This window comes from Acidovorax sp. LjRoot118 (assembly GCF_964253575.1).
GTDB lineage: Bacteria > Pseudomonadota > Gammaproteobacteria > Burkholderiales > Burkholderiaceae_C > Acidovorax.
Genome location: NZ_CAXURB020000001.1, coordinates 6,233,724 through 6,249,449, shown reverse-complemented (window position 1 = coordinate 6,249,449; position 15,726 = coordinate 6,233,724). Strand labels below are relative to the sequence as shown.

General features: G+C 67.2%; 14 protein-coding genes. 6 read left to right on the top strand and 8 right to left on the bottom strand.

Translation table 11 applies throughout. From position 1 onward, the window contains the following. Positions 1-13 precede the first annotated feature (13 nt). The 4 genes from ACSQ9E_RS29410 to ACSQ9E_RS29395 all read right to left on the bottom strand — a co-directional run bounded on the left by ACSQ9E_RS29410 (position 14) and on the right by ACSQ9E_RS29395 (position 4,166). Positions 14-757 (bottom strand): SOS response-associated peptidase, encoded by a 744-nt coding sequence (locus ACSQ9E_RS29410; protein ID WP_436219900.1) that lies wholly within the window; start codon positions 755-757, stop codon positions 14-16. Between the two features lie 59 nt (positions 758-816). Further along, positions 817-1,893 carry a diguanylate cyclase gene (locus ACSQ9E_RS29405; protein WP_436219899.1) on the bottom strand — a complete coding sequence of 359 codons (1,077 nt, stop codon included), beginning with the start codon at positions 1,891-1,893 and terminating at the stop codon, positions 817-819. Positions 1,894-2,096: 203 nt separating this feature from the next. After that, positions 2,097-2,837, bottom strand: coding sequence for a 16S rRNA (uracil(1498)-N(3))-methyltransferase (locus ACSQ9E_RS29400; protein WP_436219898.1), 741 nt, complete (start codon positions 2,835-2,837; stop codon positions 2,097-2,099). A gap of 186 nt (positions 2,838-3,023) precedes the next feature. After that, positions 3,024-4,166: an aminoglycoside phosphotransferase family protein gene (locus ACSQ9E_RS29395; RefSeq protein WP_436219897.1), complete on the bottom strand. Its 1,143-nt coding sequence runs from the start codon at positions 4,164-4,166 to the stop codon at positions 3,024-3,026. A 96-nt stretch (positions 4,167-4,262) separates the two neighbouring features. Here ACSQ9E_RS29395 and ACSQ9E_RS29390 point away from each other — a divergent pair, with 96 nt between their 5' ends. The 3 genes from ACSQ9E_RS29390 (at position 4,263) to rsmA (ending at position 9,151) form a co-directional block, all read left to right on the top strand. Next, positions 4,263-6,674 carry an LPS-assembly protein LptD gene (locus tag ACSQ9E_RS29390; protein WP_369818168.1) on the top strand — a complete coding sequence of 804 codons (2,412 nt, stop codon included), beginning with the start codon at positions 4,263-4,265 and terminating at the stop codon, positions 6,672-6,674. An 11-nt stretch (positions 6,675-6,685) separates the two neighbouring features. Further along, positions 6,686-8,089 (top strand): peptidylprolyl isomerase, encoded by a 1,404-nt coding sequence (locus ACSQ9E_RS29385; RefSeq protein WP_436219896.1) that lies wholly within the window; start codon positions 6,686-6,688, stop codon positions 8,087-8,089. Between the two features lie 273 nt (positions 8,090-8,362). After that, a complete protein-coding gene (gene rsmA / locus ACSQ9E_RS29380; RefSeq protein ID WP_436219895.1) occupies positions 8,363-9,151 on the top strand; it encodes a 16S rRNA (adenine(1518)-N(6)/adenine(1519)-N(6))-dimethyltransferase RsmA in 789 nt (262 codons plus the stop codon). A gap of 271 nt (positions 9,152-9,422) precedes the next feature. On the opposite strand, the gene ACSQ9E_RS29375 is transcribed toward rsmA, so the two are convergent. The 4 genes from ACSQ9E_RS29375 to ACSQ9E_RS29360 all read right to left on the bottom strand — a co-directional run bounded on the left by ACSQ9E_RS29375 (position 9,423) and on the right by ACSQ9E_RS29360 (position 13,414). Continuing rightward, positions 9,423-9,848 (bottom strand): barstar family protein, encoded by a 426-nt coding sequence (locus ACSQ9E_RS29375; protein WP_057200514.1) that lies wholly within the window; start codon positions 9,846-9,848, stop codon positions 9,423-9,425. A gap of 137 nt (positions 9,849-9,985) precedes the next feature. Beyond that, positions 9,986-10,396 carry a ribonuclease domain-containing protein gene (locus ACSQ9E_RS29370; RefSeq protein WP_082608074.1) on the bottom strand — a complete coding sequence of 137 codons (411 nt, stop codon included), beginning with the start codon at positions 10,394-10,396 and terminating at the stop codon, positions 9,986-9,988. 155 nt (positions 10,397-10,551) lie between these two features. Then, positions 10,552-12,873 carry an NADP-dependent malic enzyme gene (locus ACSQ9E_RS29365; RefSeq protein ID WP_057200513.1) on the bottom strand — a complete coding sequence of 774 codons (2,322 nt, stop codon included), beginning with the start codon at positions 12,871-12,873 and terminating at the stop codon, positions 10,552-10,554. A gap of 241 nt (positions 12,874-13,114) precedes the next feature. Further along, the gene (locus ACSQ9E_RS29360) at positions 13,115-13,414 is read right to left on the bottom strand and encodes a DUF6916 family protein (protein ID WP_057200512.1); all 300 of its coding nucleotides are present in this window, start codon (positions 13,412-13,414) and stop codon (positions 13,115-13,117) included. A gap of 118 nt (positions 13,415-13,532) precedes the next feature. On the opposite strand from ACSQ9E_RS29360, the gene ACSQ9E_RS29355 reads away from it, so the two are divergent. From ACSQ9E_RS29355 to ACSQ9E_RS29345, 3 genes are read left to right on the top strand one after another with little or no spacing between them, the layout of a single operon-like run. Next, positions 13,533-14,012 carry a GNAT family N-acetyltransferase gene (locus ACSQ9E_RS29355; RefSeq protein ID WP_436219894.1) on the top strand — a complete coding sequence of 160 codons (480 nt, stop codon included), beginning with the start codon at positions 13,533-13,535 and terminating at the stop codon, positions 14,010-14,012. Beyond that, the gene (locus ACSQ9E_RS29350) at positions 14,009-14,746 is read left to right on the top strand and encodes an aspartyl/asparaginyl beta-hydroxylase domain-containing protein (RefSeq protein WP_057200510.1); all 738 of its coding nucleotides are present in this window, start codon (positions 14,009-14,011) and stop codon (positions 14,744-14,746) included. Before ACSQ9E_RS29355 ends, ACSQ9E_RS29350 begins: the two co-directional genes overlap by 4 nt. After that, complete coding sequence (locus ACSQ9E_RS29345; RefSeq protein ID WP_436219893.1) at positions 14,712-15,725, top strand: hypothetical protein; 1,014 nt, start codon at positions 14,712-14,714, stop codon at positions 15,723-15,725. The genes ACSQ9E_RS29350 and ACSQ9E_RS29345 overlap by 35 nt, the downstream gene beginning before the upstream one ends. The last annotated feature ends 1 nt before the right edge of the window (position 15,726 follow it).

Genomic DNA, 15,726 nt, shown 5'->3' with positions numbered 1-15,726 from the left:
GAGCGTCCGCTGGCTATTCGAGCCAGCCCTTCGGAACCTTGTCGGCCTTCTTTTCCAGCGGATTGGCGGTGAGCCACTGGGCCGGGTACTGGCGCATGAATTCCTTGGCCTTCTCCTGCCGTGCGCTGAGCCAGGCGTCGTAGGCGCCTTCGTTAAGGATGGCGGGCATGCTCTTTTCGCTGCCCGGCTGCTGGTAGCGGTGCATGAGGGCGTGGTTGTTGGCATTCACCGTGAGCAGCGCGTAGCTGAGCAGCACTTCGCCATCCGGCCCCTGCCAGCGCGCCCACAGGCCCGCCACGCCCATGGGCTTGCCGTCCACCCGCGTGATGCGGGTGGGAACGGCCTTGCCCGGGCGAAAGTCGTCTTCGTAGAAAGCTGCCATGGGCACGATGCAGCGCTGGCCGTTGAGCCAGGCATCGCGGAACGCTGTGCCGGTGGAGGCGGTATCGGACTTGGCATGCGCCAGCTTGGGCGCACGCAACTTGCCATCGGAGGCCGATTTGACCCAGTGCGGCACCAGGCCCCACTGCGCGGGCACCAGTTCGCGGCGCCGCGCGGCGCGGCTGGGCGGGGATTCGGCCAGTCCTTCGCTTGCGACCACCGGCGCAACCTCGTCGACCGCCTCTGCAGCAGCGCGGATGAAAAAGCCGTTCTTGCGCGGCCACAGATGCCGCTCGCCCAGCACGGCGGGGGACTCCACTCCGAAGGATTCGGGGTAGGCGCTGGCGTTCTGCAAGGTTTCGTAGTAGGTGCTCATGCGGCGATGGTACCTGTGCGGTGCCCCCCAGCGGCCCCGAGGCTATCAAGCAGCGAGGCTCACGACCGCGCGTGCCCTGCCGAAGCCGCCACCCGTTGGCCCGGCGCCACCGCCACCCGGTTGCGCCCCAGGGCCTTGGCGGTGTAGAGCGCCTGGTCGGCCCGCTCCAGCGTGTGCTCGATGGTCTCCTCGGGCAGATGCTGGGCCAGGCCGGCCGACACGGTGAAGCACACCGCGTCCGGCACGTGCAGCACCTGCAGCCCCGCCACCGCAGAGCGCACCCGCTCCAGCAGTTCATGCCCGTCGTCCAGCCGGGTGTCGCACAGCATGAGCACGAACTCTTCGCCGCCCCACCGGGCGAGCACGTCGGTGTCGCGCACGCTGGCGCGCACGGTGGCAGTGAAGGCCTGCAGGGCCCGGTCGCCCGTGGAGTGGCCGTGCAGGTCGTTGATGGGCTTGAAGTGGTCGATGTCCAGCAGCGCCAGCAGCAGGGGGCGGCCGCTGCGCAGGCAGCGCCGCTGCTCCAGCAGCATCAGGTCCACCATGGCGCGGCGGTTGAGCAGGCCCGTGAGCTCGTCGCGCATGGCCAGCTCGCGGTTCTCGGCCAGCGCCTGGGCCAGGGCCTCGCGCTGCTGGCGCAGGCGCTGGCGGATGCTCTGTATGCGGAGGTTCAGCGCGATCGAGCCCCCCAGCACGAGCAGCACCATGAGCGCATAGGCGGTGTCCACCACGCCATAGGTGCCGGCATTGAACCGCGCTGCCGCCGCAACCGCCACGACAAAGGTCAGCAGGGCGTAGGCGCCGATGCCCACTACCTGCGCCAGCGTCAGGCCGAAGGTGCCGAAAAACAGGATCATGGCCAGCACGGCAGGCACCACCCCGCGCGCGTCACCTGCGAGCACGTAGGCCACGGCGCCACTGGTGATGGTCCAGGCCATCTGGGCCATGGTGAGCGAGGGATCGGGCAGGCGCGCCGACCAGCCACTGAAGACCATGGCCGTCATCACCATGAGGCCGCCCACCGAAATGGCGGCCCACCACTGGACCGCCTCTTCATGGGCGGTCATGCCCGCATGCGCGAGCATGAGCATCACGCCCGAGCTGCCGATCATGAGCAGCAGCGCGAGCAAGGCCATGCTGCCTATCGTGCGCTGCCGACGGTCAGTGGGAAGGAAGGAGCCCACCAGCCGCCGCCAGTGGGTGGGTTTGTGCAAGGTGGCCTGCCTCCTGCCAAGGGCACGTCGCCCGGGGTTGGGCGCACTGGGCCAGCGGCGCTGGCCGGGATTTTACCGGCGGGGCTCCCCGGGCGGGGAGTTTTTGTGTCGCATCCGCGCCTGGGTCAGGCGACCGTGAGCGCAGCGAGGGCCGCCAGGGGCGCCGTCTCGGCCCGCAGCACGCGCGCACCCAGGGTGACGGGCGCAAAGCCATGCTGCAGCGCCAGATCCTCTTCGACTGGGCTCAACCCGCCCTCGGGGCCCGACAGAAACACCACGGGACCTGTGCCTGCCACCCCGGTGTGCAAGGGGACAGTGCCCGCCCGCAGCGACAGCAGCAGGCGCTGCGCCGCGCCCGCAGCGCCTGGCTGGGCCTGTGCGCGCACCCAGCCCGCCAGATCCACCGCACCGTACACCACGGGCACGCGGTTGCGGCCGCACTGCTCGCAGGCGGCCACGGCCACGGCCTGCCAGTGGGCCAGCTTCTTGTCGGCGCGCTCGCCCTTGAGCTTGAGCACGCTGCGCTCGGCCACCAGGGGGGTGATGCTGGCCACGCCGAGTTCGGCGGCCTTCTCCACGAGCCAGTCCATGCGCTCGTTGGCGGTGATGCCGGCCAGCAGGTGCACGGCGCGCGGGGCCTCGCGCTCGATGGCATGGTGGGCGCCGACCTGCACGCGCACGTCGCTGCGGCCCATGCGCAGCACGGTGGCGTCGAATTCGCCGCCGGGGCCGTCCTGGCTACCGTGGAAGAGGGTGATGGCGTCGCCGGGCTGCAGGCGCAGCACCTGCACGTGGCGGGCGGCGCCCGGGGGCAGGTCGATCTCGGCACCAGGCGCAAGGTCGATGGGGCAGTGGAAGCGGGGCATGTGCGTTATCTCTTCAATGGCATATCAGTTGCCTTTAGCGCCGCACGCAACGCATAAGACTGGCGCGGCCAAGGCCAGTGCCCCCGCGCAAGGGCCGCCCCGCCGCGCTGGGGGCGTCCCCCTCGCGCATTGCGCAGCAATGCGAGAGAGGGGTGAAGGCGCGAAGCGACTCAGGGGGTGCTTCATTCACACGCGGCCAAAGGCATAGCCCATGGGCGCCTCGGTGCCCTCGATCTCATCGAGCATCTTGAGCAGCGGGCCCAGTTGCCGGTAGCGGTGGGTGGTGGCACGGATATAGGCCATGAAGCGCGGCGCGTCGGCCAGGTATTTGGGCTTGCCGTCGCGCAGGGTGAGGCGGGCGAAGATGCCGGCCACCTTGAAGTGCCGCTGCAGGCCCATCCATTCCACGCTGCGGTAGAACTCGCCGAAGTCCTCGCCAAAGCCGCTGGCGCTGTTCGCGCCCAGCAGGCCGGCCTTGCGTGCCTTCTCCCAGTAACGCACGGTAATGTCGATGACAAATTCCTCTTCCCAGCTGATGAAGGCATCGCGCATCAGGCTGGCGATGTCATAGGTGATGGGGCCGTAGACCGCGTCCTGGAAGTCGAGCACCCCGAGCGGCGCGCCCTCCTGCACCGGCACCATCAGGTTGCGGGTCATGAAGTCGCGGTGCACGTAGACCTGCGGCGCCGCGAGGTTGTGCGCCACGATGGCGTCGAACGCGCTGGACAGCGTGGCCTGCTGCCCGGCATCCAGCGTGACGCCGCGGTGCTTTGCCAGGTACCAGTCGGGGAACAGCGCCAGCTCGCGGCGCAGCAGGGCTTCGTCGTATGCAGGCAACACACCGGGCTGGGAGGCCAGTTGCCACTGCAGCAGCACCTCGGCGGCCTGCTGGTACCAGGCATAGGCGTCCTGGGGCTTCTCGGGGTCGAGCAGCTCGATCAGCGTCTGGTGCCCCAGGTCGGACAGCAGCATGAAGCCGCCCGCCTCGTCCCAGGCCAGGATCTGCGGTACGTTCAGGCCGGCGTCGGCCAGCAAGCGCTGCACCTGCACGAAGGGGCGGCAGTTCTCCTTGTCGGGCGGGGCATCCATCACGATGCAACTCGTGCCCAGGGCGGTGTCGATGCGCAGGTAGCGCCGAAAGCTCGCATCGGCGGATGCCGGGCGCAGCGTTTCGGGCCTGAGCTGGTGGCCTCCCACCAAGGGCCCCAGCCAGGCGTCGAAGGCGCGGTGGCGTTCGGCGTCAGGCCAGGTGACGGTGGAAGAGGGGGGCGTTGCCGCCGCCGCACCCGCGGGTGAGGGGGAGGAAGATGGGGGGAAAGGGTGGCTCATGGATAATCCGATTTTACAAACCCGTTCCCTGGCGCGGGTTCCCTTCTTCTGATTCAGCCCATACCGTCCCACGTGCCACGCCGCAAGCCCCCCACCGTGCAGACCCCTTCCTCCCGGACCCGGCCCGCCACGGCACCCGGGGAGCGGCTGCGCCGCCCCGTGCCGCGCGCCCTGGCCTATGGTGTGGCGCTGGCCTGGTGCGGCCTGCCGCTGGCAGTCCAGGCACAGAACGCCACGCCCAGTGCCTGGGATGCCCCGCCCGCCCTGCGCAGTTCGCCCCTGCTGCAGGAAAACATCCCCGAGCCCGTGCGGCCGCAGCTGCCGATCTTCGTCACCGGCGACCACATCAGCGGACAGACCGACCTGAACGCCACCATCGAAGGCAACGCCGAGCTGCGCCGGGGTGACACGGTCATCCGCGCCGACCGCCTGGACTACGACGTGCCCGAGGACCTGGCCAAGGCGCGCGGCTCGGTGCGCATCAACCGCGCCGGCAACGTCTACGAAGGCACGGCGCTCGACCTGCGGGTGGAGGCCTTCGAAGGCTTCTTCAACGACGCACGCTACCGCTTCCTGGCCACGCAGGCCCATGGGGACGCCTCGCGCGTGGATTTCATCGACCGCCAGCGCTCCATCGTCCACGACGCCACCTACACCACCTGCCAAAAGGGCGACGAGGCCTCCTGGCAGCCCGACTGGGTGCTGCGCGCCAAGACCATCCGCATCGACCGCGAAGAGGAAGTGGGCACGGCCGAGAATGCGGTGCTGGAGTTCAAGGGCATCCCGCTGCTGCCGATTCCGCGCATCACCTTTCCCCTGTCGGACAAGCGCAAGTCAGGCCTGCTGCCCCCGTCCTTCGGGCTGGACAGCCGCGACGGCGTGGCCTACTCGCAGCCCTACTACTGGAACATCGCGCCCAACCGCGATGCCACACTGCGCGCGGCCCTGCTGTCCAAGCGCGGCGCCAACCTGGGTGGCGAGTTCCGCTACCTGGAGCCGACCTACAAGGGCGAGATCAGCGGCGACTACATGCCGTCGGACCGCCTGCGCGACCGCGACCGCTGGGGCTTCACGGGCAAGCACGACGCCTTGATCGCCTCCCCCGTGGGCGGCCTGAACCTGAGCCTGAACCTGAACCGGGTGAGCGACGACAACTACTGGCGCGACTTCGGCCGCGTCTCCGAGCCGCTGCGCCAACGGCTGCTGCCCGGCGATGCCACGCTGAGCTGGGGCGCCGGCGACATGTCGGTGCGCGCGCGCGCCTTGAAGTGGCAAACGCTGCAGGACGTGTCGGCGCCCATCGTGCCGCCGTACGACCGCATGCCGCAACTGGTATGGCGCTACGAGCCGAGCATGCTGCCCGGCGGCTTCGACGCCAGTGTGGAGCTTGATACCACGCGCTTCCAGGCAGACCGCTTTTTGACCAAGCAGCCCGATGCCAACCGGTCGTTTGCGGTGGCGCAGATCAGCCGACCGTTCCTTGCGCCCGCCGGCTTCATCACGCCGCGCCTGCAGCTGCACACCACGCAGTACCAGTTCGACGGCCCGCTCAGCGATGGCTCGCGCTCGGCCAGCCGCACGCTGCCGACCTTCAGCCTGGACAGCGGCCTGGTGTTCGAGCGCGACGCGAGCTTCTTTGGCCGCTCGTTCCTGCAGACGCTGGAGCCCCGGGCGTTCTATACCTACACGCCCTACCGCGACCAGAGCAAGCTGCCGCTGTACGACACGGCGCTCAACGACTTCAACTTTGCCACCATCTACACCGAGAACTCGTTCGGCGGCAATGACCGGTTGGCGGACAACAACCTCCTGACCATGGGCGTGACCACGCGCCTGATCGACCCCGACTCGGGCGCCGAGGCGGCGCGCTTCGGCGTGGCGCAGCGCGTGCGCTTCACCGACCAGCAGGTGACCCTGCCGGGCGCTGCGCCGGTGAACGACCGCCTTTCGGACATCTTGGTGGGCGCCGGCATCAACTGGACGAAGAACTGGGCCTACGATTCCACGGTGCAGTACAACCCCAAGACGCGGCGCTCCATCCGCTCCACCGTCGGCGCGCGCTACAGCCCGGGCAACTACCGTACCGTCAGCGCCGCCTACCGCTTCCAGCGCGGCACCAGCGAGCAGATCGACATCGGCTGGCAGTGGCCGCTCAACGACCTGTGGGGCGACAAGGGCAAGGACCTGGGCCCCGGCCGCGGCCAGGGCCCTGGCCGCTGGTACACCATTGGCCGCCTGAACTTCAGCATGCAGGACCGCAAGCTGGTGGACAGCGTGGTCGGCCTCGAATACGACGGCTGCTGCTGGATCGGCCGCGTGGTGCTGGAACGCCTGCAGAACAGCGTCTCTACCTCCAACACCCGCCTGTTGTTCCAGATCGAGTTCGTCGGGTTCTCCCGCCTCAGCCTGGGCTCCAGCCCCCTCGATACCTTCAAGCAGAATGTGCCGCGCTACCAGAACCTGCGCGACCAGGTTGGCTCGCCCAGCCGCTTCAGCAACTACGACTGACTGACACCGCCATGAACCACCGTGTATCCGCACTGGCATTTGCCTGCCTGACCACCCTCGCCTGCGGGGGCGCATTCGCGCAGGGCCTGCGCATGCCGGGCAGCGCCGGGGCCGGCATCGGCCGCCAGGCCGCCGCCCCGGCCCTGAGCCTGCCGGCACCTGCAGCGGCGCAGGGACCGCAATCGGCCGACTTCATCGTGGCGGTGGTCAACTCCGAGCCCGTCACCAACAACGAAGTGCGCGCGCGCCTGGCGCGGGCCGAACAGCAGCTGGCCCAGCAGCAGGGCGGCAACCGCCCGCCGCGCGAGCTGCTGGCGCGCGAGGTGCTCGAACGCCTGATCATCGAGAAGGCCCAGATGCAGTTGGCCAAGGAAAGCGGCGTGAAAGTCGAGGATTTCGCCCTCAACCAAGCCGAGCAGAACATTGCCCAGCAGAACGGGATGACGCTGGACGACATGCACCGGCGCTTGGCCCGCGATGGCACGAGCAAGGAGCGCTTTCGCGAAGAGCTGCGCAGCCAGTTGCTGATACAGCGCCTGCGCGAGCGCGATGTGGATGCCAAGGTCAAGGTCAGCGACCAGGACATCGACCAGTTCCTGCGCGAGCAGCAATCGGGCGCCGATGCCTCGGCCGTGGAAATCAACCTGGGCCACGTGCTGATCCTGGTGCCCGAAAACGCCACGCCCACCCAGGTGGCCCAGTTGCAGGCCCGCGCGCAGAGCGCGGCCGACAAGGCGCGTGCCGCAGGCAGCGACTTTGCCGCCGTGGCGGCCGAGTTCTCCGACGCGCCCGAAGGCAAGCGCGCCGGCGGCCTGCTGGGCCTGCGTCCGGCCGACCGCTACCCCGATCTGTTCGTCAACTCCGTGCAGGGCCTGCCCGTGGGCGGCATCGTGGGCCCCGTGCGCTCGCCGGCGGGCTTTCACATCCTCAAGGTGGTGGAGCGCAATGTCGCCGGCCTGCCATCGACCGTGGTGCAGAACCATGCGCGCCACATCCTGCTGCGCCCGAGTGCCCAGCTGACCGAGGCGGCCGCCGCCGCCCGGCTGTCCGACTACCGCCGCCGCATTCTGGCCGGCCAGGCCGATTTTGCGACCCTGGCGCGCGACAACTCGGTGGATGGCAGCGCCAAGCAGGGCGGCGACCTGGGCTGGGCCAGCCCCGGCCGCTATGTGCCCGAATTCGAGCAGGCGCTCAGCACACTCAAGCCGGGCGATATCAGCGAACCCCTGGTCTCGCGCTTTGGTGTGCACCTGATCCAGCTCATGGAACGCCGCGAAGCCAAGCTCACGCAGCGCGAACAGCGCGACATGGTGCGCGACGCCGTGCGCGAGAAGAAGCTGGAAGAGGCCTACGCCACCTGGGCGCAGGAACTGCGCGGCCGCGCCTATGTCGAGTACCGCGAACCACCGCAGTAGGGCCCCCACGCTCCCCACTGCGTGTGGTTCGCTGCCCCCCGAGGGGGCTGGCCTTGCTTGGGGCGGCCCGGCGCTGCGGCCGTCCCGCCCTCGGACCACGCACTGTGGGTGATCGATCAGGTGAGCTCCGCCTGGGCAGGGTCTCGGGATCACTGGCCCAGCAGCCCCGCATCTGCGAATGGTGCATCATTCGCCGAAACGCGCTCAGCATCTGGGCGCTTTGCTTCTTTCCCCACGCGGGCCGATAGGTGCCACGTGCACCCTGCAGTTGATATGAAACACATTCCCCGCAAGCGCTTCGGCCAGCATTTCCTGTCCGACAAGGGCATCATCGATGGCATCGTGGACGCGATTGCGCCGCAGGCGGGCCAGCCCATGGTGGAGATCGGGCCGGGGCTGGCGGCGCTGACGCAGCCGCTGGTGGAGCGCCTGGGGCGCCTCACGGTGATCGAGCTCGACCGCGACCTGGCGCTGCGCCTGCGGCTGCACGGGCAGCTCGAAGTCATCGAGTCCGATGTGCTCAAGGTCGACTTCACGCAGCTGGCGCAGGACTGGCGCGCGCGCGTGGAACAGCCGGCCCTGAAGCTGCGGGTGGTGGGCAATCTGCCCTACAACATCTCCACGCCCATCCTGTTCCACCTGCTGGCGCACGTGGCGGTGATCGAAGACCAGCATTTCATGCTGCAAAAGGAAGTCATCGACCGCATGGTGGCCCATCCGTCCACCTCGGACTATGGCCGCCTGTCGGTGATGCTGCAGTGGCGTTACGTCATGGAGAACGTGCTGTTCGTGCCGCCCGAGAGCTTCGACCCGCCCCCGCGCGTGGACAGCGCCGTGGTGCGCATGGTGCCCCGGGAGGCTCCGGTCGCCCTGAACGAGCGCCTGCTGGAAGAACTGGTGCAGGTGGCCTTCAGCCAGCGCCGCAAGCTGCTGCGCCACACCCTGGGCCGCTGGCTCGAAGCCAAGGCTTACCCGGGCGTGTTCGACGTACAGCGCCGCGCCGAAGAGGTGCCTGTGGCCGAGTATGTGGCCTTGGCTGCCGCGATAGGCCAGAGCACCTGATTGGAGACACCGCACCCAGGCCTGCCTCGCAGGCGTCGGGGTGGGGTGCTGAGGAACTGCCGCCTAAGGCGGCAGGATCATGCCGCGCTGAGCCAGTAGCCCGCGTTGAAGGGGCTGCTCATGCGCAGCGCCAGGGGCGACACGTCCACCAACTTGTCAGTGGGCATCTTTTCGGCGGCGGGGTCGGCGGGGATCTCGATGCCCTGGACCTTGGTCTGTGCTTCGTTAGCCTCGTTCGCCCGTTCTGCTTGGCTGGTGGATGCAGAACGGGCTACAGAAAAGAATAGAAACAGCGGAACGGAATCTTGCGGTCGCCCCAGTAGTCGGCAGCGTCGCGGAAGATGTCCAGAAGCTGCTCACGCGCTTCCTTGTCGAACTTGCCCGTGGCCGGGATCTGCTCCAGCACCACGATGAAGCCGGGCTGCGGGCCCGATTTGTGCAAGGGATCCGTCATGCAGTCGTACAACGCGTCGAAGTTCTTGCCGAAGTGCGACGGGAAGGTGAACTGTCCTGCAATCAGGTCCAGCACATCCTGCTTGGACTGCGCATGGGCCAGATTGGCATAAAGGAAATGTTGACCCAGGGAAGTGGCTGCATCCTGCAGGTCCTGCACGCGGAAGGCGCGAATGGACTGCACGATGTTGGTGCGCACGCCACGAAGTGGCGTTTCCAGGTCTTTACGAAGTGGCGTCTGCATCTCCGCTACTCTTTCTTTATAAAGTCCAAAAACTTCGGGTATCCGCCAGTCCACGGGGGCCGACTGCCGGTTGGGGGATTCAAGAGCGCGCACCGCTCACCGCCGGAAAGACCGGCCGGTACGTGGTGCGTCGGGCGTCATTTTTCGATGATTTCGCGAAAACTGGCGTAGTGGTCGCTGGTGTAGTAGCAGGCGTCCGGTACCCGGGGCTTGCCGCCACACACGATACGCCGGGCTCCCCGGTCGCGCGAACCTGGTGTTCTGACGGTGTACTCACGGTAGTGGCCACGCTTTTGGGCGGGCAACAGCCGTTCTCGATTGCCGAAAACCGATCCGTCCTTGTCGTACGGAAACGGGCCTCCTTCACGGATCAGCGCATACGTTGCACGCCCCTGGGGCGGCAACTCGGCCAGTGCGATAGGGGTGGTCGAACCGTGGGTGGAGGGGGATTGGCGGGCCTGCCCCACCACCGGGGAAAGAGCAAACGCAACACCCACCACACACAAAAACCCTGCTTTGCGCGCCCGGGTGGCTACAGCCTTCAGCATCAACAACACCTTTCAGAAACTACGGGTTAACCCGAAATTTCGAGCCCGTAGTGTGACTCAATGGTCCCCAAAAAGCAAGCGCCTGCACAAAGATTGGGCAGGCGCTGGGGGGTGTTGCAAGCAATATAAGTTAGTGCTTGCTATCTATCAATGGCTTATCGCGATGCGTTCGCATCGGCCACGGTAAGGGCTGTCATGTTCACGATACGGCGCACGGTGGCGCTTGCCGTCAGGATGTGCACCGGCTGCGCCGCACCCAGCAGCACGGGGCCGATGGCGATGTTGCCACCCGCAGCCGTCTTGAGCAGGTTGTAGGAAATATTGGCTGCATCAATATTGGGCAGCACGAGCAGATTGGCGTCGCCAATGAGATCGCTGTGCGGCATGATGGCCGCGCGGGCCTTGCCGTCGAGGGCCACGTCGCCATGCATCTCGCCATCGACTTCGAGCCAGGGGGCCTGCACGCGTAGCAGCTCCAGGGTCTGGCGCATCTTCACCGCGCTGGGCTGGTTGCTGCTGCCGAAGTTGGAGTGCGACAGCAGGGCGGCGCGCGGCTTGATGCCAAAGCGCATCATCTCTTCGGCCGCCATCACGGTGATCTCGGCAAGTTGCTCGGCCGTGGGGTCGTAGTTGACGTGCGTGTCCACCAGGAACACCTGGCGATCGGGCAGCAACAGGCCGTTCATGCAGGCATAGGTGCACACGCCGGCGCGCTTGCCGATCACCTGGTCGATGTAGTTCAGGTGCAGCGATGTGTGGCCCCAGGTGCCCACGATCAGGCCGTCGACCTCGCCCTTGTGCAGCAGCATGGAACCGATCAGCGCCAGGCGCCGGCGCATCTCGATCTTGGCGATCTGCACCGTCACGCCCTTGCGCTCGGTCATGCGGTGGTAGGTCTGCCAGAAGTCGCGGTAGCGGTGGTCCTGCTCGACGTTGACGATGTCGTAGTCCGTCCCTTCGCGCAGGCGCAGGCCGAACTTCTCGATGCGCTCGGCGATCACCGCTGGGCGGCCGATCAGCGTGGGGCGTGCGATGCGCTCGTCGACCACGATCTGGGCGGCACGCAACACGCGCTCTTCCTCGCCTTCGGCATACGCCACGCGCTTCTTCGTGGCAGCCTTGGCGGCAGCGAAGATCGGCTTCATCATGGTGCCCGAGGCATAGACGAAGCTTTGCAGCTGGTCGCGGTAGGCGTCCATGTCGGTGATGGGGCGCAGGGCCACGCCGCTGTCGGCGGCGGCCTGGGCCACGGCCGGCGCGATCATCATCATCAGCCGCGGATCGAAGGGCTTGGGGATCAGGTACTCGGGGCCGAAGGCCAGTTGCTCACCCACATAGGCAGCGGCCACCACTTCGCTCTGCTCGGCCTGTGCCAGCTGGGCGATGGCGTGCACCGCCGCGATCTCCATCTCCAGCGTGATGGTGGTGGCGCCGCTGTCCAGGGCCCCGCGGAAGATGTAGGGGAAGCACAGGACGTTGTTGACCTGGTTGGGGTAGTCCGTGCGGCCCGTGGCCATGATGGCGTCGTCGCGCACGGCCTTCACGTCTTCCGGCTGGATCTCGGGGTTGGGGTTGGCCAGCGCAAAGATCAGCGGACGCGGTGCCATCTTGCGCACCATGTCCTGCTTGAGCACACCGCCGGCGGACAGGCCCAGGAACACGTCGGCGTTCTCGATCACCTCGGAGAGCGTGCGCGCCGAGGTCTTCTGCACGAACTGGATCTTGTCCTCGTCCATGAGTTCGGTGCGGCCCTCGTAGACCACGCCGGCCAGGTCGGTCACCCAGATGTTTTCGCGCCGGATACCCAGCTTGACCAGCAGGCCCAGGCACGCCAGGGCGGCAGCACCGGCGCCCGACGTCACGAGCTTGACGTCCTCGGGGTTCTTGCCGGCCACCTTCAGGCCGTTGAGGATGGCCGCGCCCACCACGATGGCCGTGCCGTGCTGGTCGTCGTGGAAGACCGGGATCTTCATGCGCTCGCGCAGCTTGCGCTCGACGTAAAAGCAGTCGGGCGCCTTGATGTCTTCGAGGTTGATGCCGCCGAAGGTCGGCTCCAGGCTGGCGATGATCTCGACCAGCTTCTCGGGGTCCTTCTCGTTGATCTCGATGTCGAACACGTCAATGCCCGAGAACTTCTTGAACAGGACGGCCTTGCCCTCCATCACCGGCTTGCCCGCCAGCGCTCCGATGTCACCCAGGCCCAGCACGGCCGTGCCGTTGGTCACCACGCCGACGAGGTTGCCCCGCGCGGTGTACTTGAAGGCGGCATTGGGGTCCTTGACGATCTCCTCGCAGGGCGCGGCCACGCCGGGCGAGTAGGCCAGAGCCAGATCGTGCTGGTTGATCATCTGCTTGGTGGCAGCGATCGCGATCTTGCCGGGCTTGGGAAACTCGTGGTACTCGAGAGCGGCGCGGCGCAGCTGGGCGCGCTTGTCCGGATGGTTGTTGTTGTTCTCGGCCGTGGTGTTCTCGGGCATTCAATTGTCTCCAGCTTGGGGGGTGCGCAAGGGGTCAGTCAGCTCTTGTAGGAACATGCTTACACGTTCCGGGGGAAGGGATTGTAGGCCGCGTTCGGTAAAAACCCTAGTAAGCGAATCTGCTTAGTTGGGTGAGACAGCTTTGCGATCCAGGTTGGAAAGCGGCGGTCCCCCACGGGCGCAGGATCACCCAAATCCCTGCACGCCGTTGGGACAAGACCGCGCGCCATGGCCCCGGCGTCTAGCCGAACAGCGCCTCATAGCGCGCCACGTTCGGCGTCCTGGTATCGGGCATGACCGGCACCAGCATCCACTGCACGCGGCCCAGTTCAGAGTGGTCCAGGGTGTAGGTGTCCTGCGACAGCCTGGGCTGGTCGGGGCCATGGAACAGCAGGGAGAATGGGGTGCGAAACTGCTCGGGCAGATGGCCACGTTCACGCTCCGTGGCCTCTGTCAGGACCAGTTCCACGGGACCATGCTGGGTATGCGCGACGAAGCGGCTGCCCACCACAGCGCTGACAGGTTCAAAAGTGGTACTCATCGGTTGCGTTCGTAGGAGAGTGATTCAAAATTTGGACACCGCCCATTCCCTTGCCAGAATGGGCAGGTTTCCACGATCTGCCCAAACATCGTACCGCCGGTAATCCACTGTGTACCTATTGCCAGAACCATTTGCCCTGCGGGAGAGGACCGATGCGGACCACGGGTTCCTGCAGGCGCTGTACTTTTCGAGCCGCGAGGACCTGCAGCAGGCCATGGCGGACCCCGCGCTGCTGCAGCAGTTGATGGCCATGCAGCAGAACGCACAGGAGATGGGATTTCGCCAGCACTTCCCCCAGGCCCGCCAGTGGCTGCTGCTGCAATCGGGCCATCCCATCGGCCGCATGGTGGTGGATGCCTCGCCCGCGCAATTGCACCTGGTCGACATCGCCGTGCTGCCAGAGGCCCGCCGCAGCGGCGCGGCGACGGCCGCGCTGTCCGCTCTGCAGGCGCACGCGCTGGCGCGCGGGCTGCCGCTCAGCCTGAGCGTCAGCCACACCAACCAGGCAGCGCGGCGCCTTTATGCGAAGCTCGGGTTCACCACCACCTCGCAGGACGATATGCTCGCGCGGATGGTCTGGCACGGCGATTGCACATGAACACTGTCACGGCACCCACCCCTTACCTGAAGCTGCCTTTTTCCTTCGACTTGGCACGCCTGCAGGAGGACCTGCGCCGCGTGGCCGCGTCCGAATGGATCGGCCACTTCAACACCTCCGCCTACGAAAAGGGCTGGAGCTGTGCGCCGCTGCGCTCCGTGGATGGCCGCACGGACCACATCATGCCGGTGGAAAGCGGCCACTTCGAGGACACCTCGATCCTGGAGCGCTGCCCGTACTTCCGCCATGCCATAGACCAGTTTCACTGTGACAAGACTTCCATCCGCCTGATGTCGCTGGAGGCGGGGGGTGTCATCCACGAGCACCGGGACGAAGGTGGAGCGCTCGAAGACGGCCTGACGCGCCTGCACATCCCCGTGCAGACCTCGCCGCTGGCCACCTTCCGCATCGACGGGGAGGAAATCCATTTCTCCGCAGGCAGCGCCTGGTACCTCAATGCCAGCTGCCTGCACGGCGCGGAGAACCGCAGCCCGCAGGCCCGCATCCACCTCATGATCGACTGCGTGACCAACCCCTGGCTGGCGCAGATTTTTCAGGCGGCCGGCGGGGTCCAGCGGGACCCGCCCCCGTACGGCGACCCGTCCATCAACGATGGCAACGTGCTGCAGATCATTGCCGCACTGCGCGCTGGGAGCCATGCGACCAGCATCCAATTGGCCGACCGACTGCAGGAAACCCATGCTCGAAGAACAGGCGCTGCTGCGCGGCCGTGAGGTAGCGCCGGGACAACTGGCGTCGTTGCATGGCTGGTTTCCCGTCAGCCTGGGCCACGGTCCCGCCACCGTCTCGTGGCGATTCCTCGGAGACAGGCGGTTCGTGGAGCCGTTCTTCGAAGACAGCATCCTGTCGCAGGCGCCGCAAGACCGCAAGGTGTGCACCACCCCCCTGTCCGCGCTGGACGATCTGCCCGAGAGCGTGCCACCGGCGGCCTTCATCTTCCACGTCTCGCGCTGCGGCTCCACGCTGCTCACGCAGGCGCTGGCCACCTTGCCACAGTGCATCGTGATGTCGGAGCCCCCAGCGCTCGATGCCTTCTTCCGGCTGCACCACCGGCACCCGGAGCAAAGCGGCGGCTCTCATACCTTCAGGCGACTGGTGGCTGCCCTGGGGCAGCGGCGCAGCCCCGCCGAACGGCACCTGGTCATCAAGCTCGACTGCTGGCACCTGCCCTGGATTCCCTTCGTGCAGGCCGCGTTTCCGGCCACCCCCATCGTGTTTTTGTACCGCCAGCCCGATGAAGTGCTGGCGTCCCATCGGCGCCAGCGTGGCCGGCAGATGGTGCCGGGACTGATCGACCTGTCGCGGTTCGCGGACCTGGTGCACAGGCCCGGCGCGCCGCAACTGGCTCCCGGCGACCTGGACGGCCATGCGATCCGGGTGCTCGAAAGCCTGTACCGCTGCGGGCTGGAGATGGCGGCCGCCTCAGACCTGGTCCTGATGGACTACGGGCAGCTTCCCCAAGTGATCTGGAACGGGCTGCTGGACACCCTGGGGATGGAGTGCACCCCCACTGAACTGGCCACGCTGCAGGCGCGCTCAGGCTTTCACTCCAAACATTCGGGCAGCCGGTTCCAGGGAGACCCTGCGCCAGCGAGCGCCGCACCGAGCCCGCCAACCCCCGAGTGCCTGGACGACGCGAACCGGTGCTACCGGCAACTGGAGCAGTGGCGGCTGGCGCGCAGCCCGGGCTAAT